This is a genomic window from Pseudonocardia sp. N23 (assembly GCF_002583555.1).
In the GTDB taxonomy this organism is placed as follows: Bacteria; Actinomycetota; Actinomycetes; order Mycobacteriales; family Pseudonocardiaceae; genus Pseudonocardia.
The window spans coordinates 227,904-252,395 of sequence record NZ_BEGX01000114.1 but is presented as its reverse complement, the minus strand read 5'-3'; the positions used below and the strand labels follow the sequence as shown (position 1 = coordinate 252,395).

At 74.3% G+C, this 24,492-nt stretch carries 19 protein-coding genes; 17 read left to right on the top strand and 2 right to left on the bottom strand.

Annotated features, from left to right (window positions below; genetic code table 11):
• Nucleotides 1–187: 187 nt before the first annotated feature.
• The 11 genes from TOK_RS25585 (at nt 188) to TOK_RS25535 (ending at nt 14,005) form a co-directional block, all read left to right on the top strand.
• A complete protein-coding gene (locus tag TOK_RS25585) occupies nt 188–979 on the top strand; it encodes a tryptophan-rich sensory protein (protein WP_098960839.1) in 792 nt (263 codons plus the stop codon).
• 106 nt (nt 980–1,085) lie between these two features.
• The gene (gene dapA, locus TOK_RS25580) at nt 1,086–1,964 is read left to right on the top strand and encodes a 4-hydroxy-tetrahydrodipicolinate synthase (protein ID WP_098960518.1); all 879 of its coding nucleotides are present in this window, start codon (nt 1,086–1,088) and stop codon (nt 1,962–1,964) included.
• 86 nt (nt 1,965–2,050) lie between these two features.
• The gene (locus TOK_RS25575) at nt 2,051–4,009 is read left to right on the top strand and encodes a TIGR03960 family B12-binding radical SAM protein (protein ID WP_098960517.1); all 1,959 of its coding nucleotides are present in this window, start codon (nt 2,051–2,053) and stop codon (nt 4,007–4,009) included.
• Entirely contained in the window at nt 4,002–4,553 is a 552-nt protein-coding gene (locus TOK_RS25570) for a GNAT family N-acetyltransferase (protein ID WP_098960516.1), read from the top strand. The genes TOK_RS25575 and TOK_RS25570 overlap by 8 nt, the downstream gene beginning before the upstream one ends.
• 28 nt (nt 4,554–4,581) lie before the next feature.
• Nucleotides 4,582–5,367 carry a TIGR03936 family radical SAM-associated protein gene (locus TOK_RS25565; RefSeq protein WP_172457781.1) on the top strand — a complete coding sequence of 262 codons (786 nt, stop codon included), beginning with the start codon at nt 4,582–4,584 and terminating at the stop codon, nt 5,365–5,367.
• Nucleotides 5,368–5,533: 166 nt separating this feature from the next.
• Entirely contained in the window at nt 5,534–9,061 is a 3,528-nt protein-coding gene (locus TOK_RS25560) for a translation initiation factor IF-2 N-terminal domain-containing protein (protein WP_098960515.1), read from the top strand.
• A gap of 141 nt (nt 9,062–9,202) precedes the next feature.
• The gene (rplU, locus tag TOK_RS25555; protein ID WP_098960514.1) at nt 9,203–9,511 is read left to right on the top strand and encodes a 50S ribosomal protein L21; all 309 of its coding nucleotides are present in this window, start codon (nt 9,203–9,205) and stop codon (nt 9,509–9,511) included.
• A 12-nt stretch (nt 9,512–9,523) separates the two neighbouring features.
• Nucleotides 9,524–9,787, top strand: a complete 264-nt coding sequence (rpmA, locus tag TOK_RS25550) for a 50S ribosomal protein L27 (protein WP_098960513.1) — start codon at nt 9,524–9,526, stop codon at nt 9,785–9,787.
• Between the two features lie 101 nt (nt 9,788–9,888).
• Nucleotides 9,889–11,466, top strand: a complete 1,578-nt coding sequence (obgE, locus tag TOK_RS25545; protein ID WP_098960512.1) for a GTPase ObgE — start codon at nt 9,889–9,891, stop codon at nt 11,464–11,466.
• Nucleotides 11,463–12,611: a glutamate 5-kinase gene (gene proB / locus TOK_RS25540; RefSeq protein ID WP_098960511.1), complete on the top strand. Its 1,149-nt coding sequence runs from the start codon at nt 11,463–11,465 to the stop codon at nt 12,609–12,611. Before obgE ends, proB begins: the two co-directional genes overlap by 4 nt.
• A gap of 161 nt (nt 12,612–12,772) precedes the next feature.
• Nucleotides 12,773–14,005 (top strand): methyltransferase domain-containing protein, encoded by a 1,233-nt coding sequence (locus TOK_RS25535; protein ID WP_098960510.1) that lies wholly within the window; start codon nt 12,773–12,775, stop codon nt 14,003–14,005.
• Between the two features lie 53 nt (nt 14,006–14,058).
• Here TOK_RS25535 and TOK_RS25530 read toward each other — a convergent pair whose 3' ends face one another.
• Nucleotides 14,059–16,164 carry a RecQ family ATP-dependent DNA helicase gene (locus TOK_RS25530; protein ID WP_098960509.1) on the bottom strand — a complete coding sequence of 702 codons (2,106 nt, stop codon included), beginning with the start codon at nt 16,162–16,164 and terminating at the stop codon, nt 14,059–14,061.
• 106 nt (nt 16,165–16,270) lie between these two features.
• On the opposite strand from TOK_RS25530, the gene TOK_RS25525 reads away from it, so the two are divergent.
• The 4 genes from TOK_RS25525 (at nt 16,271) to TOK_RS25510 (ending at nt 22,593) form a co-directional block, all read left to right on the top strand.
• On the top strand, nt 16,271–17,155 hold the full coding sequence (locus TOK_RS25525; RefSeq protein WP_098960508.1) for a MoxR family ATPase: 885 nt from the start codon (nt 16,271–16,273) through the stop codon (nt 17,153–17,155).
• A complete protein-coding gene (locus TOK_RS25520) occupies nt 17,155–18,573 on the top strand; it encodes a VWA domain-containing protein (protein WP_098960507.1) in 1,419 nt (472 codons plus the stop codon). Before TOK_RS25525 ends, TOK_RS25520 begins: the two co-directional genes overlap by 1 nt.
• A gap of 337 nt (nt 18,574–18,910) precedes the next feature.
• Nucleotides 18,911–19,264 (top strand): hypothetical protein, encoded by a 354-nt coding sequence (locus TOK_RS25515; protein WP_216362101.1) that lies wholly within the window; start codon nt 18,911–18,913, stop codon nt 19,262–19,264.
• Between the two features lie 38 nt (nt 19,265–19,302).
• Complete coding sequence (locus tag TOK_RS25510; protein WP_216362100.1) at nt 19,303–22,593, top strand: BTAD domain-containing putative transcriptional regulator; 3,291 nt, start codon at nt 19,303–19,305, stop codon at nt 22,591–22,593.
• Between the two features lie 3 nt (nt 22,594–22,596).
• Here TOK_RS25510 and TOK_RS25505 read toward each other — a convergent pair whose 3' ends face one another.
• Nucleotides 22,597–23,268, bottom strand: a complete 672-nt coding sequence (locus TOK_RS25505) for a hemerythrin domain-containing protein (protein WP_098960504.1) — start codon at nt 23,266–23,268, stop codon at nt 22,597–22,599.
• 178 nt (nt 23,269–23,446) lie between these two features.
• On the opposite strand from TOK_RS25505, the gene TOK_RS25500 reads away from it, so the two are divergent.
• On the top strand, nt 23,447–23,809 hold the full coding sequence (locus TOK_RS25500; protein WP_172457780.1) for an SPW repeat protein: 363 nt from the start codon (nt 23,447–23,449) through the stop codon (nt 23,807–23,809).
• A 112-nt stretch (nt 23,810–23,921) separates the two neighbouring features.
• Nucleotides 23,922–24,482 carry a TetR/AcrR family transcriptional regulator gene (locus tag TOK_RS25495; RefSeq protein ID WP_098960502.1) on the top strand — a complete coding sequence of 187 codons (561 nt, stop codon included), beginning with the start codon at nt 23,922–23,924 and terminating at the stop codon, nt 24,480–24,482.
• Nucleotides 24,483–24,492: the final 10 nt, after the last annotated feature.

Here is a 24,492-nt window from a genome sequence, read left to right as displayed (position 1 = left end):
TCGCGGCCACCGGGTTCCACGACGGGCGGGTTCGCAGGCGGGGCTCGTCGGGACCGGCGCGTCCGTCGCGGCGGGGACGCCGCTCGTCGGGATCGAGTGACCGGTGTCGGACGACGTCCGGCGCGCCGCGACCGGGCGCGCCGGGATCCGACTGGCCGGACCGGCCTCGCGGCGGGAGCATGGCGCCATGACCGTCACGGTGCCGCGCAGCACGATTCCCGATCTCGTCCGTGGGGCCGTCGTCCTCGTACTGGCAGTCGTGCAGACGGTCGTCGCCACACTCGGCGGCTCCGGCGCGATCGGGGAGGGCGTCGGCGTCGTCGCCAACGACTACCAGACGCCGCTGCTGGCCGCGGGCTGGGCGTTCAGCATCTGGGGGCTCGTCTACCTGGGTTTCCTGGCCTACGCCGTGTTCGCGTTGCTCCCGTCGCAGCGGTCGCGGGCCGTGCACCGGCGCACCGGCTGGTGGCTCGCGGTGTCGGCGGTGCTCAACCCGCTGTGGATCCTCGCGTTCGGCACCCGGCACGTGCTGGCGGCGGAGATCGTCATCGTCGCGCTGCTCGTCTGCCTGGCGACCGTGTTCGGCCGCCTGTCGCAGGAACCGGCGGCGACCCCGCTCGAGCGGGCCCTGTTCCGGACGCCGCTGGCCGTCTACACCGGCTGGGTGTCGCTCGCGACGGTGCTCGGCACGGCCGCGACCGGTGTCGCCGAGGGACTGCCGGGCGAGGGGGCCCTGCCCCTGGCGGCTGCCGTCACCGTGCTGCTGGTGACCGCCGCGATCGTCTGCTGGGTCGTCAGCACCGGGACGTCGATCCTCGGGTACGCGGCCGCGGCGGTGTGGGCGCTCGTCGGTGTCGCGACCAACGACCGCCCGCTCGCGGTGTCGGTGACCGCGCTGATCGCGGCCGCGATCATCGTGACGGTGACCGTCCGCCGGGTCGGCCGTTCGGTGCAGCCCACGCAGCTGGCCTGGGGCTGACCGGTCCGGGGCCGCACGTGGCCCGGACCACGGGGACTCGGCCGGACCGACCCGGCCGGGTAGCGTCGTCGCCCGGCATCCCGGCCCGGCGCGAAGGACGTACACCATGATCACCGGCAGCATCGTCGCCATCGTCACCCCGATGCGGGTGGACGGCACCGTCGACATGGACGCCCTGGCCAAGCTGGTCGACCGCACGATCGAGGCCGGTACGGCGGCCGTCGTGTCGGTCGGGACGACGGGGGAGTCGGCGACGCTCTCGGTCGAGGAGCACACCGACGTCATCCGCCACACCATCGCCGTCTCCGCCGGCCGGGTGCCCGTCATCGCCGGCACGGGTGCCAACAGCACCACGGAGGCCATCCACCTCACCCGGGCCGCGAAGGCCGCCGGAGCCGACGCCGCCCTGCTCGTCACCCCGTACTACAACAAGCCTCCGCAGGAGGGCCTCTACCGGCACTTCAAGGCCGTCGCCGAGGCCGTCGACCTGCCGCAGTACCTCTACAACGTCCCGGGCCGCACCGCCTGCGACATGCTGCCGTCGACCGTGGAGCGGCTCGCCGAGGTCGGGAACATCGTCGGGCTCAAGGAGGCGAAGGGCGACCTCGACCGGGTCCGCGACCTCGTCGCGCTCGGCCTGCCCGACTTCGCCCTCTACTCCGGCGACGACGGCACCGCCCGTGCCAGCATGCTGGCCGGCTTCCACGGCGACATCTCGGTGACGGCCAACGTCGCCCCCGAGGCGATGGCGAGGATGTGCAACGCCGCCGTCGCCGGTGACGACGAGACCGCGTCGGAGATCGACGCGACCCTGGCCGGCCTGCACCGCGCGCTGTTCTCCGAGCCCAACCCGATCCCGGTCAAGTGGGCGCTGGCCGAGCTGGGGCTGATCGAGCCGGGCATCCGGCTGCCGCTGGTCCCGCTCGACGAGATGCACCACGAGGACGTCCGCGCGGCCCTGCGCTCGGCGGGCCTGCTGGAGTAGCCGGACCGCAGTCGCGCGTTCGCATGCGCACAGGCCTCGGGGGCGGCGGCGTCGCCCCACGGGCCACGCGACTACCCTCGCGTTGCGTGACCTCCGTGTTCCCCGACCTCGAACCGCTGCTGCCCCGCGTCTCCAAGCCGGTGCAGTACGTCGGCGGCGAGCTCAACGCCCAGGTGGCAGACGAGGACGAGTGGGACGCGACGCCGGTCCGCTGGGCGTTGATGTACCCCGACGCCTACGAGGTGGGGCTGCCCAACCAGGGCATCATGATCCTCTACGAGGTCCTCAACGAGCGCCCGGACGCGCTGGCCGAACGCTGCTACGCGGTGTGGCCCGACCTCGAGGCCCTGATGCGCGAGCACCGGGTGCCGGCGTTCACCGTCGACGGGCACCGCCCCGTCGGGGACTTCGACGTCCTCGGCGTCAGCTTCTCCACCGAGCTCGGCTACACCAACCTGCTGACGACGCTCGACCTCGCGGGCATCCCACTGCACACCGTCGACCGCGACGAGACCCATCCGGTCGTCCTGATGGGTGGGCACGCCGCGTTCAACCCCGAGCCGATGGCCGACTTCGTCGACGTCGTCGCGCTCGGCGACGGTGAGGAGGTCGTCGGCGACATCACCGACGTCGTCGCTGCGTGGAAGGCCGAGGGCGGCCCGGGCGGGCGCCGGGAGCTGTTGCTGCGACTCGCCGGCACCGACGGCTGCTACGTCCCCGGCCTCTACGACGTCACCTACGACGCCGACGGTGCCATCGCCGCGGTGGAGCCCGCCGACCCGCGGGTGCCGCGCAGCGTGCAGAAGCGCACCACCCGAGACCTCGACGACTGGCCCTACCCCAAGGCGCCGCTGGTCCCGCTGGCCGAGACGGTCCACGAGCGGGCGAGCGTCGAGATCTTCCGGGGCTGCACCCGCGGCTGCCGCTTCTGCCAGGCCGGGATGATCACCCGGCCGGTCCGGGAGCGGTCGCTGGAGGGCATCGGCGCGATGGTCGACTCGGCCGTGCGCGCCAGCGGTTTCGACGAGGTCGGCCTGCTGTCGCTGTCGAGCGCCGACCACTCCGAGATCGCCGAGATCACCAAGGGGCTCGCCGACCGCTACGAGGGTTCCAACACCTCGCTGTCGCTGCCCTCGACCCGTGTCGACGCCTTCAACATCGACCTGGCCAACGAGATCTCCCGCAACGGCCGCCGCTCCGGGCTGACGTTCGCCCCCGAGGGCGGGTCGGAGCGCATCCGGCGCGTCATCAACAAGATGGTGTCCGAGGAGGACCTCATCCGGACGGTGTCCGAGGCGTTCGCGCAGGGCTGGCGACAGGTGAAGCTCTACTTCATGTGCGGCCTGCCCACCGAGGAGGACGAGGACGTCCTCGAGATCGCCGGGATGGCGCACCGGGTCATCAAGGCCGGGCGGGCGGCGTCGGGGCACAACGACGTCCGCTGCACCATCTCGATCGGCGGTTTCGTCCCCAAGCCGCACACCCCGTTCCAGTGGGCCCCGCAGGCCCACCCCGACGTCGTCGACGAGCGGCTGCGCAAGCTGCGTGAGGCCGTCAACTCGGACCGGCGGCTGGGCCGCAACATCGGCATGCGCTATCACGACGGCAAGCCGTCACTGATCGAAGGCCTGCTCGCCCGGGGCGATCGGCGCGTCGGCCGGGTCGTCGAGCGGGTGTGGCGCGAGGGCGGCCGGTTCGACGGCTGGAGCGAGCACTTCTCCTTCGAACGCTGGACCGGCGCGGCCGAGGCCGAGCTCGGCCCGCTCGGGGTGTCGCTGGACTGGTTCACCACCCGGGAGCGCGAGCGCGACGAGGTCCTGCCCTGGGACCACCTCGACTCCGGCCTGGAGCGCGACTGGCTGTGGGACGACTGGCAGGAGGCCCTCGCCGGCGGCGAGCAGGACGACTGCCGCTGGACGCCGTGCTTCGACTGCGGTGTGTGCCCGTCGACGGGCCAGGACATTCAGGTGGGCCCGACCGGGACGCAGCTGCTCCCGCTGACGGTCGCGAACCCCGTCGGCGGGAACCGGTTCGGGAGTGCCTGAGCCCGCATCGGCCCCCGCGTCCGGCTCCTGGGGGCCGGGCTCGGCGGCGCGGCCGGAGTTCGTCGTGCGGGTCGCCGACGAGCGCGACGTCGAGGCGCTCGCCGCGCTGCGCCGCGCGTGGCTGGAGGAGCGGGCGGGCGCACCCGTCGACGACCCGGGGTTCGAGGCCGCCTTCGCGCAGTGGTGGCGCACCGAGCAGCCACGACGGACGTTCTGGCTCGCCGAGGTCGGGTCCGACCGGGCGGGCTGGACGCCGATCGGGTCGATCAACGTCGTCGAGATCGTGTCCATGCCGCGGCCGGGGTCACGAGGTGGCCGGGTCGGGCAGGTCGGGAACGCGTTCGTGCTGGCCGGGTTCGCCGACCGGGGCGTCCCGCGCGCCCTGCTGGAGGCGGCCGTCGACCACGCGGGGGAGCGTCGCTACCGGCGGCTGATGCTCGCGCCGACGGCGGGCAGCGCGTCGTTCTACCGGCGGGCCGGGTTCGCGCCCGCGGGGGAGACGCTGCTGGTGCTCGACCCCTTCGCCGCCCCGGATCCGGGCTGACCGGCGCCACCTCCGTACCCTTGCGGGTATGGCGCGCGTGCGGCCCGGCGAGGCGGCGAACCCGGCACCCCCGACGGTGCAGCGGATTCGGCTGCGCTTCGCCAAGCGGGGCCGGCTGCGCTTCCTGTCGCACCGCGACATCGCCCGGGCGTTCGAACGTGCGGTGCGCCGCGCGGGGGTCCCGGTGTCGCACTCGCACGGGTTCAGCCCGCACCCGCGGCTGTCCTGGATCGGCGCCGCGCCCACCGGCACGGCCAGCGAGGCCGAGTACCTCGAGATCGGCCTGACCCGCGAGGTCGACCCGGCGGTGCTGGTCGACGCGCTCGACCGGGCCCTGCCGTCCGGTCTCGACGTGCTGGAGGCCGTCGTGGCATCGCCACCGGCGCTGGCCGACCGGATCGACGCGACGCGCTGGGCGATCGAGCTGCCGGGGGTCGCCGAGGCCGACCTGCGCGCGGCGGTCGACGCGCTGCTGGCGGAGGAGTCCGTCGTCATCGAGCGTGTCACGCCGTCGGGTCGCAAACAGATCGACGTACGCAAAGCCCTGGTCAGCGCCACCGTCGTGACCGCGAGCAACGGTCCCGGGCTCGTGAGTGGCGCCGCAGCGGTTGCGGGCTGTGCGATACTGACCGTGGTCGTACGGCAGACGACACCCGCCGTTCGACCCGACGACGTGTTGGGTGCGCTCGACGTTGTCGCAGGCCTCACGCCGCCGGTCCCCGCGAGGGCGACCCGGATGGCGCAGGGACTGCTCGACGACTCGGGACACCTCGCCGATCCGCTCGGCTCGGACCGGGTCACCGCCCAGATCTGAGCGGCTCGACGTGAAGCGGCGCCCCCTGCGCCGTGTCTCGGCCGCCGTCGAGATTCACCGCAGCTGAGGATTGCTCCCCGCGCACCGCGTGGGGAGAGAACGAATGACGCATGGCCCCTGCGCGGCCGCCCCCTCACCAGGAGGCGCCCGGGGGCGAAGGAGCTGAATGTCGAACAACGATGCGCCCGCCGGTAGCACCGGCGGGCCGTCCGTGCTGGCCGATCTGCCCGCCAAGCTGCGGGTGCACGCCCTGGCCAAGCTGATCGGACGTACCAGCCGCGAGGTGCTCGCGACCCTGTCGGAGCTGGGCGCCGAGGTGCGCAGCCCGCAGTCGAGCGTCGACCGGTCGCTCGCGGAGCGGGTCGTCACGGCGCTGCTGCCCGATGCGGGCGCCGAGGACGAGACCGCTGTCGTCGACGACGCCTACGAGGACGCGACGACGACGGTCCCCGCGCCTGCGCTGCCCGACATCCCGGCCGGCCTGCTCACGGAGCCGGCCCCGGCCGCGCCCGTGAGCGAGGCCGCCGCGCCGCCGCCACTGTTCGCCGCCCCGGTGTTCCAGGCCCCTGCGGCCGAGCGCCGCGCCACCCGGCGCGCCCGGGCCGCGTCGACGGCCCCCGACGCCGCCGACCCGTTCCGCGTCGTGACGCCCGCCCACAGCACGGGTCCGGACGCCGCCGCCGAGGACCCGACCGACGACGCCGTGACCGACGCGGACGACGCCGCCGACGACATCGCCGACCCGTCCGATGACACCGCCGACGACCGGACGGACGACTCCGCCGACGACACGGCCGACGGCGCGGACGACTCCGACGGCGACGACGAGGACGGTGCGGGCCGCAGGCGCCGGCGTCGTGGCCGTCGTGGCCGCGGCCGCGGCAAGGGGTCCGACGCCGAGAACGGCGACGGCTCCGACGACGACACCGACGCCGCGACCGGCGGCCCGTCCGACGACCCGGCCGCCGGCGACGACCCGACGTCCCAGGACTCGTCGTCCGAGGACGACTCCGACGACGACGAGGACGACTCCGACGAGGCCTCGGACGACGCGGGCAGCTCGCGCCGCCGGCGTCGCCGCCGTCGCCGCCGTGGCAGCGGCGACGACTCCGACTCGTCCTCCGACGACCCGCCCGGCACCGTCACCCGCGTCCGCGCCCCCCGCGAGCGCGGCAACGACGACGAGGCCTCCGACGGCGTCCAGAGCGTCCGCGGCTCGACCCGGCTCGAGGCCAAGCGCCAGCGCCGCCGCGACGGCCGCGACGCCGGCCGCCGTCGCGTCCCGATCCTCACCGAGGCCGAGTTCCTGGCCCGCCGCGAGTCCGTCGACCGCTCGATGGTCGTCCGCGAGCACGGCGACCGCATCGAGATCGCCGTCCTCGAGGACGATGTGCTCGTCGAGCATTTCGTCGCGGGCGGCACCGCCGACGGCAACGGCCCTTCGGGCTCGTCGATGGTGGGCAACATCCACCTGGGCCGCGTGCAGAACGTGCTGCCCAGCATGGAGGCGGCGTTCGTCGACATCGGTCGTGGCCGCAACGCCGTGCTCTACGCCGGCGAGGTCGACTGGGACGCCGCCGGCCTCAACGGCAAGGCCCGTCGCATCGAGCAGGCCCTGTCCACCGGCGACAGCGTCCTCGTCCAGGTCACCAAGGACCCGATCGGGCACAAGGGTGCCCGGCTGACCACGCAGATCAGCCTGGCCGGGCGCTTCCTGGTCTACGTCCCGTCCGGCGGCACCGCCGGCATCAGCCGCAAGCTGCCCGACACCGAGCGCAAGCGGCTCAAGGACATGCTCAAGGAGATCGTCCCGTCCGAGGCCGGGGTGATCATCCGGACCGCGTCCGAGGGTGTGACCCAGGAGGCCCTGGAGCGCGATGTCCGCCGCCTGCAGGCGCAGTGGGACGTCGTCAAGACCAAGGCCGACACCACCGGTCCGGGCCGGGTGAAGGCGCCCGCGCTGCTCTACGAGGAGCCGGACCTGCTGGTCAAGGTCGTCCGCGACCAGTTCAACGAGGACTTCACCCGCCTGGTCGTCTCCGGTGACGACGCGTGGGAGACCGTCTCCAACTACATCCGCCACGTCGCCCCGGAGCTGTCCGAGCGGCTGCACCGCCACACCGGCCCCGGTGACGTGTTCACCGAGTTCCGGGTCGACGAGCAGCTGCTCAAGGCGCTCGACCGCAAGGTGTGGCTGCCCTCCGGCGGCACCCTGGTGATCGACCGCACCGAGGCGATGACGGTCGTCGACGTCAACACCGGGAAGTTCACCGGGTCCGGCGGCAACCTCGAGGAGACCGTCACCCGCAACAACCTGGAGGCGGCCGAGGAGATCGTCCGTCAGCTGCGGCTGCGCGACATCGGCGGCATCATCGTCGTCGACTTCATCGACATGGTGCTCGAGGCCAACCGCGACCTGGTGCTGCGCAGGCTGACCGAGTGCCTGGCCCGCGACCGCACCCGCCACCAGGTGGCCGAGGTGACCTCGCTGGGGCTGGTGCAGATGACGCGCAAGCGCGTCGGCGGCGGGCTGCTGGAGCACTTCTCCACGCCCTGCGAGCACTGCCGCGGCCGTGGCGTGATCGTGTCGACCGACAACGGCGAGTCGAGGAGCGACCACAAGCACGACCAGAAGGGGGCGCAGAACGAGCGGGAGGGCCGTCGCGGCCGCAACCGCAACCGTCGCGACGACGCGCACCAGGAGCAGGGCGAGGAGCGGCACGTGGCCTCGGACGCGATCGCCGCCGTGGCTGCCTCGATCGCGTCCGATGCCAAGGGCGCGGCGGCCGAGCCGCCCGCGCTGCGGCTCGCGGGTGCCGACGACCCGGACGGCGCTCCGGCGCCTGCGGTTGTGTCCGAGCTCCCTGCGTCCGAGGCCCCTGCGTCCGAGGCCCCTGCGTCCGAGGCCCCTGCGTCCCAGGCCGCTGTGGTCTCCCAGGCCGCTGTGGTCTCCCAGGCCGCTGTGGTCTCCGAGGCCGCCGGGGTCTCCGCGGGAGCCGAGGTTCCGGAGGTCTCCGAGGTCGCTGTGGCGGACGCACCGGTCGCGGAGGTCGAGGCCCCGCGGGGCCGGTCCCGCCGGGTCCGGGCCCGTCGTGGGTCCGCTGCCGCGTCACCCGCCGGGCCGGTCACCGAGCCGGCGGCCGAGACGCCCACCGGGACGTCCACCGGGACGTCCGGGGCGACTCCCGAGCCCGTCGACGCGGCCGTCGCCGGTGTCGCGGCTGCCGACGAGGCGCCGCTCGCGTCTGCTCCGGCCACGACCGACGACACCCCCGTTGCCGTCGCCGGTCACGCCGGGCGCAACGGCGCCCCGGATCGCAACGGTGCCGCCCCGGCGGCGCTCGACGGACGCGGCACGTCGCACAGCGACGTGCCGGCCGGCACTGCCGCCGGCAACGGTGCCGCACCCGGCGGAGCGGCCAACGGTGTCGCGCCGCACGACGACGAGGAGACCGCCGACCCGGGCGGGCGTCCGCGTCGCCGCCGGGGCCGTGTCACCCGCACCGCGGGATCGCCGAGCGGGGCGGCCGCGGCCGTCATCACCGCGCCGGTGCCCGCACCCGCGACGGAGGAGGCTGCTGCGGTCCCGGTGACGGTGCCGCCGCAGCCCGAGCCCGTCACCGAGGCACGTCCGCGCAGGCAGCGGCGTACCGCATCACGTCCGGCGGGTCCGCCCGCCGGGGCCGAGGAGTAGACCGGGGACCCGGTTTGACCCTGGGAAATCCAGTTCCGTACCCTGGGACATCGGAGCCGCGCCCGCGCCTGTCGACGGGATGTGGCGGCGCGCACGCAGCGTGCCTCGAGTCCCCCGATATTCAGGAGTCGTGCGTCAACGATGTACGCGATCGTCAAGACCGGCGGCAAGCAGTACAAGGTGGCCGTGGACGACGTCCTCACCGTCGAGAAGATCAATGGTGAGCCCGGCGCCGAGATCAGCCTGCCGGCCCTGCTGCTCGTCGACGGCGACCAGCTCACCACCGACGCGGACGCGTTGGCCAAGGCCTCGGTGACCGCCACGGTCGTCGAGCACACCAAGGGCCCGAAGATCCGCATCCACAAGTTCAAGAACAAGACCGGGTACCACAAGCGTCAGGGCCATCGTCAGCCGCTGACGAAGGTCCAGGTCACGGCGATCAGCAAGTAAGGAGACCTGGACATGGCTCACAAGAAGGGTGCGTCCAGCTCGCGCAACGGGCGTGACTCCAACGCTCAGCGGCTCGGCGTCAAGCGGTTCGGCGGCCAGACCGTCAACGCGGGCGAGATCCTCATCCGCCAGCGCGGCACCAAGTTCCACCCCGGTGACGGGGTCGGTCGCGGTGGCGACGACACGCTGTTCGCCCTGGTCGAGGGTGCGGTCGAGTTCGGCTACAAGCGCGGTCGCAAGATCGTCAACGTGGTCCCGGTCCCGGTCAGCGTCTGAGGCCTGCACCACCGCGAACGTTCCTACAGACGGCGGGCCGCCCTTCCGGGTGGCCCGCCGTTCTGTGTTGCATGAGGGTTCCATGAGGTAGGAGAAGTCAGATGTCTCGGTTCGTCGACCGGGTCGTGCTGCACGCCATCGCCGGTGCGGGTGGCAACGGGTGCGCCTCGGTCCACCGGGAGAAGTTCAAGCCGCTCGGTGGTCCCGACGGCGGCAACGGCGGCCGTGGTGGCTCGATCGTGCTCGTCGTCGACCCCGGGGTGCACACCCTGCTCGACTTCCACCACCGCCCGCACGCCAAGGCGCGCCACGGCAAGGAAGGCCAGGGGAGCTTCCGGGCGGGCGCCAACGCCGAGGACCTCGAGCTCGCCGTCCCGGACGGCACCGTCGTCTTCACCGAGGACGGTGAGATCGTCGCCGACCTCGTCGGGGCCGGTACCCGGTTCATCGCCGCCGAGGGCGGGCGCGGAGGGCTCGGGAACGCGGCGCTCGCGTCGGCCGCCCGCAAGGCCCCCGGCTTCGCCCTGCTCGGCGAGGAGGGCGAAGCCCTGGACCTGGTCCTCGAGCTGCGGTCGATGGCCGACGTCGGCCTGGTCGGGTTCCCGTCCGCGGGCAAGTCGTCGCTGGTCGCGGCCCTGTCCCAGGCCCGCCCGAAGATCGCCGACTACCCGTTCACCACCCTCGTCCCGCAGCTGGGCGTCGTCACCGCGGGGGAGTCGGTGTTCACCGTCGCCGACGTCCCCGGCCTCATCCCCGGCGCGTCCGAGGGCCGTGGTCTGGGTCTGGACTTCCTGCGCCACATCGAGCGCTGCTCGGTGCTCGTGCACGTCGTCGACTGCGCGACGTTCGAGCCCGGTCGCGACCCGGTCGCCGACGTCCGTGCCCTCGAGGAGGAGCTCTCCCGCTACACCCCGGCCCTCGGCGGCGAGCTCGCGTCGCGGCCGCGGCTGATCGCGCTCAACAAGATCGACGTGCCCGACGCGGCCGACCTCGTCGACATCGTCACCGCCGACCTGAGCGCGGAGTTCGGCTGGCCGATCTACCCGATCTCCACCGCCAGCCGCGCCGGTCTGCGTGAGCTGTCCTTCGGGATGGCCGAGCAGGTCCGCGAGTACCGGGCGGCGCAGCCCGTCGCCGAGCCGACGCGCATCGTCATCCGCCCGCAGGCCGTCGACGACTCCGGCTTCACCGTCGACGTCGATCCCGAGTCCGAGGGCGGCTTCATCGTCCGCGGGGCCCGTCCCGAGCGCTGGATCCGGCAGACGAACTTCACCAACGACGAGGCCATCGGGTACCTCGCCGACCGGCTCGCCCGGCTCGGCGTCGAGGAGGCCCTCGCCGCCGCGGGTGCCGTCCCCGGCTGCGACGTCACGATCGGCGACGTCACGTTCGAGTGGGAGCCGAGCACACCGGCCGGGGTGGCGACGATGATGTCCGGCCGCGGCACCGACCGGCGTCTCGACCAGAACGACCGCGTCAGCGCCCACGTCCGCAAGGCGGCCCGCATCGACCGCCGCCGCCACCGCACGGACGAGGAGCTGGCCGCCGAGGCCGAGGCCGACCTCGGCGACGACCCAGACGACCCCGCCCCGTCCGCCGCCGTCGAGGAGGACCCCTGGGACGAGGGCGTCTGGTCGGAGGAGCCCGGCCCCGACGACGCGCACGCAGGCCGACGATGACACCACGCGCGGCCCCCACGCCACGGGAGCAGCTCGCCGCGGCGCGGCGGATCGTCGTCAAGGTGGGGTCGTCGTCGCTGACCAGCATCGACGGCGGTATCGACCCCGCCCGGCTCGACCGGCTCGTCGAGGCCCTCGCCGACCGCCGCGCGTCCGGGACCCAGGTGGTGCTCGTCTCCTCCGGGGCCATCGCGGCCGGGCTCGCCCCGCTGCGGCTGACGCGCCGGCCCCGTGACCTCGCCACCCAGCAGGCCGCGGCGTCCGTCGGGCAGCTGCTGCTCGCGCACGCCTACTCGGCGTCGTTCGCGCGGTTCGACCTCGCCATCGGCCAGGTCCTGCTCACCGCCGACGACATGATCCGCCGCTCCCACTACCGCAACGCGCAGCGGACCCTGGAGCGCCTCCTCGGGCTCGACGTGCTGCCCGTCGTCAACGAGAACGACACGGTCGCCACCGACGAGATCCGCGTCGGCGACAACGACCGGCTCGCCGCCCTCGTCGCGCACATCGTCGGGGCCGACGGTCTCGTCCTGCTCTCCGACGTCGACGGCCTCTACGACGGCGACCCCCGCAAGTCCGGGTCGTCGCTGGTCGCGGAGGTCGACGACCCTGCCGACCTGCAGGCCGTCCAGATCGCGAAGCCCGGCCAGGGCAGCCTGGGTCGCGGCGGGATGGGCACGAAGATCACCGCCGCCGCGATGGCGTCGGCCGCCGGCATCCCGGTGCTGCTGACGTCGGCCGAGGAGGTCGCCGCCGCACTCGACACGGCCGCCGACGGGCCCAAGACCGGCACCGCGTTCCGGCCCTCGGGACGACGCATGTCGGCGCGCCGGTTCTGGCTGCGCCACGCCGCCGACGTCCACGGCCGCCTCGACCTCGACGCGGGCGCCGTCGCCGCCGTCATCGGCCGCCGCCGCTCCCTGCTCGCCGCGGGAATCCACGGCATCTCCGGCGACTTCGTGGCGGGCGACGTCGTCGACCTCGTCGGACCGGAGGGTGTCGTCGTGGCCCGTGGGGTCGTCGGCTACGACGCCGCGGAGCTCCCCGGGATCATCGGCCGCCGCACCTCGGAGCTGCCCCCCGAGCAGCGCCGCGAGGTCGTCCACGCCGACGACCTCGTCCCCCTCACCGCGCCGACCCGCTGACCCCGGCCCCGGCCCGCACCGCCAGGCGGCCGACCCCTCCCGCCGAGTCCGGCACCGGCCTGGTTCTCATGGCGTGTGGATCAGTCCCTCGTCGAACTCGGCGGAGGGGGCGGTGATCGTTCGGGCTGCCCGAGTGGGCGCGCGGTGGCACACTCCCGCGGATGGACTCCGCGCGTGGGGCGCGGGCGCGCATGGTCGACGCGCTGCGCCGCGACGGGCGGCTGCGGTCGGAGGCGGTCGCCCGGGCGATGGGTGAGGTGCCGCGGCACCTGTTCCTGCCGGAGTCGACCGTCGAGACCGCGTACGCCGACGCCGCGGTCGTCACCAAGCATGCCGGCGGGGTGGCGGTGAGCTCGGCGTCGCAGCCGTCGATGGTCGCGATCATGTTGGAGCAGCTGGACCTGCGGCCCGGGCAGCGGGTTCTCGAGATCGGGGCCGGGACCGGGTACAACGCGGCGTTGATGGCTCACCTGGTGGGGCCGGAGGGGTCGGTGACGTCGGTCGACATCGACGACGACCTCGTCGTCTCGGCGGCGGCACATCTGGAGGCGGCGGGCAGCGGGGACGTCACGCTTGTCGTCGCCGACGGCGCGGCGGGCCACCCTCCGGGGGCGCCCTACGACCGGATCGTGCTCACCGTCGGCAGCGCCGACGTCCGCCCCGAGTGGGTGGGCCAGCTCGCGCCGGGCGGGCGGCTGTTGCTGCCGTTGCGGGTGCGGGGGAGCCAGGTCTCGGTGGCGTTCGACCTCGGCGGCGACGGGGTGCTGCGCAGCTCGTCGGTGCGGGCGTGCGCCTTCATCCGGCTGCGCGGGATCGGGGCCGGTCCGGACGCCGCTGTCACGCTGGGCGCCGGCTGGACGGCGGACCCGGTCGTCGACCACACCGCGGTGGAGGGCAACGGCGCAGGCGATCTGTCGACGTCGCTGCGTGCGGCCCTGGGGCTGCCCGGCGCCGAGCGGGAGCTGGGCATCCGGCTCTCACCCGCCGACGTCTGGGACGGGCTGGGGCTGTGGCTGTCGCTGGCCGAGCCCTCGACGGTGCGGCTGGTCGCCCGCGACGACGCGGCGGGATCGGCCGCGGCGGACGGGTTCGTCGACGTCGGGGGGGCGCGGGTGGCGCTCGTCCTCCCGGGGCCGACGGGCGGGTTCGCGGCGATAGTGCAGGACCCCGACGGCGGGCCCGCGCGGGTCCGCGACCACGGCGCGCCGGGTCCGGGCCCGGCAGAGGTGCTGGCGGCACTGGTCGAGGGGTGGGTGGCGGCCGGCCGGCCGCAGGCCGCCGACCTGCGCATCCGCGCCCGCCCCCGGGACGCCTCGGTATCCGTGGGCCCGGGCGAGGTGACGGTCGAGCTGGGCTCGACGACGCTGGCGGTCACGATGACGACCCTCGGGTGAGCCAGGCGCCCGGCCCGGGCGAGCCGGGCGCGCGGCCCGGTGAGCCAGGTCCCTCAGCCCGACTGCGCCAGCGCGAACGGCAGCACGGCCGGGGCCCCGGCGAGACGGACCGCGCGGGCGGCGACGGTCATCGTCCAGCCGGAGTCGATCACGTCGTCGACGAGCAGGACCGGTCCGTCGAGCCCGTCGAGCGGTGGGAGCGAGCCGGTGTCGAAGGCGTCGGCGACCGCGGCGAGGCGCTGCGCGGAGTTGTCGCGGGCGGGCGGGCGCTCGCCCGCCGGCGCGAGCGTCCCGAGCAGTGGGAGCCGGCCGATCTCGGCGATCCGCCGGGCCAGGTGGTCGAGCTGGTGGGGCCGGGTCCGCGACCCGATGCCGACCACCCCGACCGGGCGCGCCGCCCAGTCCCACCCCTTGAGCACGGTGACGACCGCGTCGAGCACGTCCTTCCCGACGGGCTGGTCGTCGCCCTCGACGAGCTCGCGCAGCCGGGTGCCCCAGCCGATGTCGGAGAGGCGGCCGATGACGCGACCCTCGTCGGCGACCTCGCCAGCGGAGATGCGCCCGGAGAGTGCGATCCCGACGTCCTTCATGCCGCTGGGCCACTGCTTGCGCGGCGCGACGACGACGCCGGGCCGGGCGATGCGGGTGGCCGCGGCGGTGGCGGCCGCCGCGTCGACGTCGGGGGAGAACACCTGCCCGGTGCAGATGTCGCAACGGCCGCAGCGGGGGTCGTCGTCGGCACCCGGGTCGTCGAGCTGGGCGCGCAGGAACGCGAGCCGGCACCGGTCGGTGGCGATGTAGTCGAGCATCGCCTGCTGCTCGACCTTGCGGGCCGCGGCGATGCGCTGGTGGCGTTCGGCGTCGTAGAACCAGGGTTCGCCCGTGGAGATCCAACCGCCCTTGACCCGTTTGGCGGCGCCGTCGCTGTCGAGGACCTTGAGCAGCATCTCCAGGCGGGTGCGCGACAGGTCGACCCGGGTCTCGATCGAGGCGGTGGACAGGGCGGAGTCGGACAGCACGTCGAGCGTCTGGCGGACCAGCGGCTCGGGCGGGAACGCCAGCGAGGCGAAGTAGTTCCAGATGTCGCGGTCCTCGCGGCCGGGCAGCAGGACGACCTCGGCGTGGTCGAGCGCGCGCCCGGCACGGCCGATCTGCTGGTAGTAGGCCACGGGCGACGCCGGTGCCCCCAGGTGCACGACGAACCCGAGATCGGGCTTGTCGAAGCCCATGCCGAGCGCGGACGTCGCCACCAGTGCCTTCACGCGGTTCCCGAGCAGGTCGGCCTCGGCCGCGAGGCGGGCGTCGGGGTCGGTCTTGCCGGTGTAGGAGGAGACGGCGTAGCCGCGTTCGCGCAGGAACGCCGCGACCTCCTCGGCGGCCTGGATCGTCAGCGTGTAGATGATCCCCGCGCCCGGCAGGTCGTCGAGCCGGGAGGCGAGCCAGCCCATCCGTTGCGCGGGGGTGGCGAGCGGCACGACGGACAGGCGCAGGCTGTCGCGGTCGAGCGTGCCGCGCAGCACCAGCGGCTCACCGGAGGCCAGCCCGAGCTGCTCGGTGACGTCGACGACCACCCGGTCGTTCGCCGTCGCGGTGGTGGCCAGGACGGGGATGCCGTCGGGCAGGTCGGCGATCAGGTTGCGCAGCCGGCGGTAGTCGGGCCGGAAGTCGTGCCCCCAGTCGGACACGCAGTGCGCCTCGTCGACGACCAGCATCCCGGCGCTCGCGGTGAGCCGGGGCAGGACGCGGTCGCGGAAGTCGGGGTTGTTGAGGCGCTCGGGGCTGACCAGCAGCACGTCGACCTCGCCGGAGTCGATCGCGGCGTAGGTGGCGTCCCAGCCGTCGACGTTGGCGGAGTTGACCGTGACGGCGTTGATGCCGGCGCGGGCCGCGGCGTCGATCTGGTTGCGCATCAGGGCCAGCAGCGGTGAGACGATGACGGTGGGTCCAGCGCCCTGCTCGCGCAGCAGGCCGGTGGCCACGAAGTAGACCGCCGACTTCCCCCACCCGGTGCGCTGCACGACGAGCGCGCGCCTGCGCTCGGCGACGAGGGCGTGGATCGCGGTCCACTGGTCCTCGCGCAGCCGCGCGCCGGGCCCGGCGAGGCCTGCGAGCAGCTCCTCCGCGCGGTCGCGCAGGGCAGGGGCGGTGAGGGGAGCCATGACCCCATCGTGCCCGCTCCCCCCGACGGTTTCGCGGCGGCGTCGTCCTGTGACGCCCGCTACCCGTGCATCCGCCTCTGGGCGGAACGGGCCCGCGGCAGGCAGGATGCGAGTCGTGAGTCCTCTCCAGTCGCCGTCTTTCGGCTCGGTCGCCGACGTGACCGAGCGGCTGGCGGGCGCCGGCTACCTCGCGTCGACGGCCGTCGCCACCACCGTGTTCCTGGCCGACCGGCTCGGCAAGCCGCTGCTCGTGGAGGGTCCGGCGGGCGTCGGCAAGACGGAGCTGGCCAAGGCCGTCGCCGAGTCGACGAAGTCCGAGCTGGTGCGGCTGCAGTGCTACGAGGGCATCGACGAGTCGCGCGCGCTCTACGAGTGGAACCACGCGAAGCAGCTGCTGCGGATCACCGCGAGCCAGGGCTCGGAGAGCTGGGACCGCACGCGTGACGACGTGTTCTCCGAGGAGTTCCTGCTGCCCCGCCCGCTGCTCACCGCGATCCGCCGGGCGGAGCCGACGGTGCTGCTGATCGACGAGATCGACAAGGCCGACGTCGAGGTCGAGGGCCTGCTGCTGGAGGTCCTGTCGGACTACCAGGTGACCGTCCCGGAGATGGGCACGATCACCGCGACGCGCAAGCCGTTCGTGCTGCTGACGTCGAACTCCACGCGTGAGCTGTCGGAGGCGCTCAAACGCCGCTGCCTGTTCCTGCACCTCGACTTCCCGGACGCCGACCTGGAGCGCCGGATCGTCGCGAGCCGGGTCCCGGAGCTGGCCGATGCCCTGACCGACGCCCTGGTACGCACCGTGCGGGTGCTGCGCGGGCTGGAGCTGCGCAAGGCGCCGTCGGTGGCCGAGACGATCGACTGGGGCCGCACCCTGCTCGCGCTCGGGATGGACACGCTCGACGACGACGCCGTGCGCGCGACGCTGGGTGTCGTCCTCAAGCACCAGTCCGACCAGGTCAAGGCCGCCGCGGAGCTGAGGCTGAACTGATGGCCCTCCTCGCGCCGCACGGGTTGCCCGGGCATCTCGTCGACTTCGTCGCCGCGTTGCGGACGCACGGGGTCGCGGTGGGGCCGGGGGAGACGATCGACGCCGCGAAGGTGCTCACCGCGCTGGACCTGCTGCACCGCGACCACCTCCGCGAGGGGCTGGCGGCGGCGGTGCTGCGCCGGTCGGGCCAGCGCAAGGTGTTCGACACGTTGTTCGACCTGTACTTCCCGGCGGCTCTGGGCGCGGGCTCCGGTGAGGTGGAGGTCCCGCGGGTCGGCGACGACGAGGACGGTGCCGTCGACGTCGACGCCCTGCGCGACGTGCTGGCCGACCTGCTGCGCGACGGCGACGACTCGGCGCTGGCCGAGCTGGCCCGCGCGGTCGTCGACGCCTTGGCGCGCACCGGTTCGGGTGGCCAGGGTGACCGGCCGGGGGCACAGCCGAGCTGGTCGGCCTACCAGGCCCTGCGGATGCTGTCGCCGGAGACGTTGCTGGCGCGGATCGTCGACGCGCTGCGCGACGCGGACGTCGAGCCGGGCTCGTTCGCCGACGAGGTGCTGCGCCGCGAGATCCGCGACCGCATCGCCCGGTTCCGCGACATGATCACCGACGAGGTCCGCAGGCGCACCGCGGAGACCCGGGGCCGCGAGCAGGTCGCGCGGACGTCGGTACCCAAGCAGGCCGAGCAGGTCGAGTTCCTCTCCGCCTACGCCGGTCAGCTCGCCGAGCTGCGCCGCACCGTGCACCCGCTGGCGCGCCGGCTCGCGGCCCGGCTCGCGGTGCGTCGCAAGCACGCCAAGCGCGGCGAGCTCGACATGCGCCGCACCCTGCGTCGCTCGATGTCGACCGGCGGGGTGCCGATGAACCCCGCGTTCAGGGCACGTCGGCCGGGACGGCCCGACCTGGTCGTGCTGTGCGACGTCTCCGGCTCGGTCGCCGGGTTCAGTCACTTCACGTTGCTGCTGGTCCAGGCGCTGCGAGAACAGTTCAGCAAGGTGCGGGTGTTCGCGTTCGTCGAGCGTGCCGACGAGGTGACGCACCTGTTCGAACCCGGAGCGGAGCTGTCCGGGGTGATGAACCGGGTGCTGCGCGAGGCCTCGCTGGTCGCGTTCGACGGCCACTCCGACTACGGCGGCTCGTTCGGCAGCTTCGCCGAGTACTGGTCGGACGCGCTCACCCCGCGCAGCTCGTTGCTGATCCTGGGCGACGCCCGCACCAACTACCGCGACCCCAACCTGACGGTGCTGCGCCGCCTCGCCGGGCAGGCCCGGCACACGCACTGGCTCAACCCGGAGCCGCGCCGGCAGTGGGGGACGGGCGACTCGGCCGCGCTGCGCTACGCGGACGTCGTCCCGATGCACGAGTGCCGCACGGCGGCTCAGCTCGCGACGGTCGTGGAGTCCCTGCTCCCGATCTGAGCCGACCGGCCGCACGTCCTGGGGTTCGACGCGGCGCCCGGCGAGCCGGGCGACACCGTCCGGCTCGAGCTGCGCGAGGGCACGGGCCACGGCGCGCGGCTCGTCCTGCGCGTGACGGGTGCGGACCCGGCGGAGCGCGACGCCGCCGTCGACCAGTGGGGGGCCGGTGCGGTCGCCCACGTCGCGTCGGAGGCCGCCGCCTGGGCACACGCCCACGCCTGAGTGCCGGGTACCCTCGCCGGGTGAAGATCGTCCCCGCGGTCGGTGACCGGTGAGCTTTCGTCGACCCGGCCGTGACCACGCCGCACGCCCCGGCCGCTCCGGCGCCCCCTGCCGCGTGACCGTCTGCCGGGGCTGCTGCTGCGGCACCGAGCGCAAGCACCCGGGCGTCGACCACCTCGCCCAGCTCGACCGGCTCACCGACGGCGTCGGTGACACCGGCAGGGTCCGGGCCAGCGACTGTCTCGACGTGTGCGCCCAGTCCAACGTCGTGGTGGTGTCGCCGTCGTCGGCTGGGCGGGCCGCCGGAGCCCGCCCGGTGTGGCTGCGCGAGGTCCTCGACGACGATGTCACCGAGGGCGTCGTGGAGTGGGTGCGGGCCGGCGGTCCCGGCGTCGTCGATCCGCCGGACCTGGTGAGCCTGTTCATGTTCTCGCCGTCGCGGAAGGTGCGCTCCCAGCTCCCCGGCTGATCACGATGCACGTCCGGAGGGTCCGTATCGTGGCGTCCGTGGTCACGGTGTCCGTCCTCGGTCCGCTGCGCGCGGACGTCGACGGTCGACCTGCCGACCTCGGCGGGCCGCGGCAGCGCGCCGTGCTGGCGCGGCTCGCCGTCGCGGGCGGCCAGCCCGTCTCGGCCGACCTGCTCGTCGAGGACATCTGGTCGGGTGAGCCGCCGCCGCGCGCGCTGGCCGCGCTGCAGGTCCACGTGTCGCACCTGCGTCGCATCCTCGAACCGGACCGCCCACCGCGGGCCCCCGCGACGGTGCTGGTCAGCGTCGCGCCCGGCTACGCACTGGCGCTGGAAACCGACGGCCTCGACGCCCGCCGCGCCGCCCGCCTCCTCCACGACGCCGCCGCGCTGCCGCCGGCCGCCGCGATCGCGCCGCTGCGGGCCGCCCTCGACTGCTGGAGCGGGCCGGCCTACGCCGAGTTCGCCGACGAGCCGTGGGCCGCGCCCGAGGCCGCCCGGCTCGCGGAGCTGCGGCTGCACGCCGTGGAACGCCTCGCCGAGGCCCGGCTCGCGACGGGGGAGGACGCGGCGGTCGTCCCGGACCTCGACCGGCACGTCCGCGACCATCCGCTGCGGGAACCGGCGGTGCGGCTGCTGGCGCTCGCGCTCTACCGGGCCGGGCGCCAGGCCGACGCGCTCGCCACGCTCGCCGGGGCCCGCCGCAGGCTGGCCGACGAGCTCGGCGTCGACCCCGGACCGGCACTGCGGGAGCTCGAGCGCGACGTGCTCGCCCAGGCGCCGCACCTGGGTGCCGCCACGGCCGCGCCCGTCGCGCCGCCGGCACCGCCCGTCCAGGCCGTCCCGGTCGTCGACCCGCCCCTGCTGCTCGGTCGCGATGTCGAGCTCGACCGGCTCCGGGCGGCCGCCGCACGGGCCGGGACCCCGGGGCCCCAGGTCGTGCTCGTGTCGGCCGACGCAGGCGTCGGCAAGTCCACGCTGGTCGAGGGTTTCCGCGCGGAGCTCGCCGCCGGCGGCTGGGAGACCGTCGTCGGCCGCTGCCCGGAGGCCGAGGGCGCGCCGCCGGGCTGGCCGTGGCGCGAGATCGTCACCGCCCTGACCGCGGCGCACCCGCCCGCCCCCGACCTGGCCGAGCGCCTGGCTCCGCTGCTCGACGCCGGCCCCATCACGCCCGACCGCACCTTCTGGCTGGCGACGGCCGTCGCCGACCTGCTCGCCTCGCACGCCGGCGCCGCGCCCGTCCTCGTCGTGCTGGAGGACCTCCATCGTGCCGACGGCGAGTCGCTGCAGCTGCTGCGCACCGTCGCGGGAGGCCTTGCGGGACATCGGCTCCTCGTCGTGACGACGCTGCGCCCCGCGGAGGCGGGCGAGGACCTGGCCGCCACCTTCGCCGCGCTGGCCGGGCCGATCGGCGACCGGATCGAGCTCACCGGCCTCGACCGTGCCTCCATCGTGGAGCTTTTGCGCCGCAACGGTTCCGGCGAGCTGACCGACGAGCAGGTCACCCGCGTCGCCGACCGCACCGACGGCAACCCGCTGTTCGTCCGCGAGACCGCGCGGCTGGCCGCTGCCGAGGGCTGGGGTACCGCCGCGACCGCCGTTCCCGCCGGGGTCGGCGACGTACTGCGCCGCAGGCTCGCCCGGCTGCCCGCCCCGGCACGCACGGTGCTGCGTCAGGCCGCGGTGCTGGGCCGCGACGTCGACGTCGACACCCTGCTCGCCCTGGTCGGCGACGCGGGCGAGGACGAGACGCTCGACGCTCTGGAGCTGGGCGTCATGTCGGGGCTGCTCACCGAGCCCGACCCCACCAGTGTGCGGTTCGCCCACGTCCTGGTGCGCGACACGCTCTACGAGGACATGCCACGGCTGCGTCGGACGCGGGCGCACGCAGCGGCGCTGGAAGCCGTGTCCGCTGTTCGGCCCGACGACCGCAGCGCGCTGGCCCACCACGCGCTCGCCGCGGGCGCGGCGGTCGACGCGGGCCGCGCCGTCGTCCTGGCCTCCGACGCCGCGCGCGCCGCCGCGGCCGCCGGCGCCCACCGTCAGGCGGCGGGGTTGTGGGCCGCCGTCGCCGACCGGTTCGACCGCGCGGGGCTCGATCGTGGGGCGCGGCTGGACGTGTTGTGCGCGCACGTGTCCGCGCTGGCGCAGTCGGGCGCGACGGGGCCCGCCGTGAGCCGCCGGGCCGAGGCGCTCGACCTCGCACTCGCCGGGTCGCCGGTCGCCGACACCACGTTGACACGGGTCGTGACCTGCTACGACGCCCCCGTGTCGTGGACACTGCGCGCGGACAACACCGTCGACACCCGGCTCGTGGAGGTCCTCGAACGGCTCCTCGAGCGGACGCCCGCCGGCGACACCGCCGACCGGGTCCGGCTGCTCACCTCGCTGGTGTTCGAGATCGAGGGGGAGCAGGAGGAACGCGTCCGCGAGCTGACCGCGGAGGCGCTCGCGCTGACCTCCGGTGACGGCACCGACCCCGCCCTGCGCTGCCTCGCGCTCAACGCCCGCTTCTACGCGATCTTCGGGCCGGACCTGTGGCACGAGATGAAGGGCGTCGGCACCGAGCTGGTCGAGCTCGGCGAGCGCGCGGGCCTGCCCGGCTACCGCGCCCAGGGACTGCACCTGCTGTTCATGGATGCTGCGTCGGAACGGGATCTCGACGCAGCACAACGGCATGTCGACGCCGCCGTCGCCGCCGCACCGGGCGGGCAGCTCGGGTTCACCCTCGGCTGGTCGGCCATCTTCGCGGCGCTGCGGGCGCTCGTGGCCGGCGAGTTCGACGCCTCAGAAGCGGCCTACGCCGAGATCGGTGCACGGCTCGAGGCAGGCGGGGTCACCAACGCCGGGCTGATCGCGGTCCTCGGCGGGCTCGCCGTCGCCCACGCCCGGGGGACCATCGGTGAACAGCTGGTCGCCGTGTTCGCGACGGTGCACGACCGGGCTCCCGTCGAGGCGGCCGAGTCGTACGCGCTGGCCCTGGTGCTGGCCGGCGACCTCGCGCGGGCCCGGGAGGTGTGGCGGCCCGACGTCCCGCAGCGTCGTACCTACTACTGGCAGCTCGGGATGGCGATGCGGTCGGAGGTCGCCGTCGCGCTCGGCGACCGCGACGTCGCCGCCGAGTGCTACGACGCGTTGCGCCCCTGGGCCGGGACACTCGCCGGGCTCTCCAGCGGGACGGTCAGCCTCGGACCCGTCGACGAGACGCTCGGCCGCCTCGCGCGACTGCTCGACCTGCCCGCCGACGACCACTTCCGTGCCGCCGCGGCGCTGGCCCGGGGCCTCGGTGCGCAGCACTGGGTGGCGCGCGCCGAGTCGCAGCTGTCCTGAGGCTCACCCGAAGACGAGCCGGACCCGGCGGTTGTAGGCCGGGGTGATCACGGCGAGCAGGGCGACGAGCACCGGACCGGCGACCTTGCGCATCGCCGTCATCTCCTCGGGCGTGGTGGCGGCGACGATCCGCGGCACCTGGAACGCGATCCCCGGGCCGCCCTTGCGCTTCTGCACGGCGGCCTCGACGGCCTTCCACTCCTGCGCCGGGACGTAGCGTTCGATGACGGGGAAGACGTCGCGCTCCTCGTCCTCGATGTGCTCGTCGAGCTCGTCACGGATGACGCGCAGTGCCGCGGCCAGCTCCGAGGCCAGTGCGGGCTGCTCCTCGCGGCGGCCGGTGGCCAGGGCGTGGGACGCGGCGCGCAGCCGGTCGAGCAGCGGGTCGAGGGCGGCGTGGTCGTCGGAGAGCTCGGTGAGGTCGACGGCGGCACCGGCCCGGGCCGCGATGACCGGCCACGCGTCGAGGTCCTCGGCGGTGTGGTGGTGGTGGATCTCGGCGCACAGGTCGCGCACCCACTTGTCGATCGCCTTGGCGCGCCGGGGCGAGCACCCGGTACGGACGTCGGCGAGCTGCTCGGCCATCGCGGTCGTGCGGTGCAGCTCGGCGCGCATCGCGCGGTGCAGGAGTCGCAGTCCGAGCAGGTCGGGGGTGCTCGCGGTGGCGGCGGTCATCGGTCTCTCCGGTCCTTCGTGCGGTCGTGTCGCTTGCTGACACGACGAGGATGCGACGCCCCACTTGCGGCCGACTTGTTCCCCACTTGCCGGTGATCCACCAGACAGCCACGGTTCTTGACCGGCCGGTCAGTCAAGGCGCAGACTCAGGACATCGTCAGGAAAGAAGGTGATCGCTATGACCACCAGGTCATGGCAACGCTGGCAGGACTGGGCAGCAGTGGTGATAGGCGTTCTGGCGGCACTCTCGCCGCTGGTCCTCAGCGTCGACTCCGCGGCCGTGTGGGCACTCGTGGTCCTCGGGGTCCTCCTCGCGGTGAGCGGCCTCTGGTCGCTCGGCGCGCCGGGATCCGTCGCGAGTGAGTACGTCCACGCCGTCCTGGGTGTGCTGCTGTTCATCTCGCCGTGGGTGCTCGGGTACAGCGACCTCCTCGGGGCGTCGTGGACGTCCTGGGTCGCCGGCGTGCTCGCCGTCGTGGTCGGACTCACCGCGATCCCGGCAGCTCAGCACAGTCACGGCGGGCTCACCGCGCAGCACTGACCATTCAGTGGTAGCGACGGCCGCGACCCCGGGGTCGCGGCCGCTGCGTGCGTCCTGATCTGCGACCACCTGATTTCTGACGCACGGCCGACCACGAGGCGGGAATGACCGGATGACCGACGACGCGCGGCCCGCCCGCGAGCGGATCCTCGATGCCGCCGAGACCCTGTTCGCCGAGGCCGGCTTCGAGGCCACCCCCACGTCGAGGATCGCCGACCGCGCGGGCGTGCCCAAGGGACTCGTGCACTACTACTTCGCGCGCAAGCCCGACCTGCTCGAAGCCCTCGTCGAGCGGCTACCCGACGAGCGGGTCGACCCGGCGGCCGTCGTCGTCGCCGGTGACGTCACCGAGAGCCTGAACCGCCTCGTCGACGCTCTCGACGCCTCCCTCGACTCGTCCGCCCTGCTGTCGCACCTGCTCTGGCGTGAGGCCGACACCCACCCCGCAGTCCTCGATGCGCTGCGCACCCGCTTCGACCTGCTCGTCCACCAGATCCGCGACGTCATCGTCGCCGCCCTCCCGCGCTGCGGCGCCGACGTCGACAGCGCCGCGCACCTCCTCGCCGCAGCCGTGAGCTACCGGCACTCCGTCGCCCGCCACGACGACGCCGACGCCGCTGCCATGCGCCGCGAGCTCACCTTCCTCGCGTCGGCCCTCGGCCAGCCCTCCTGACGATTCGTTC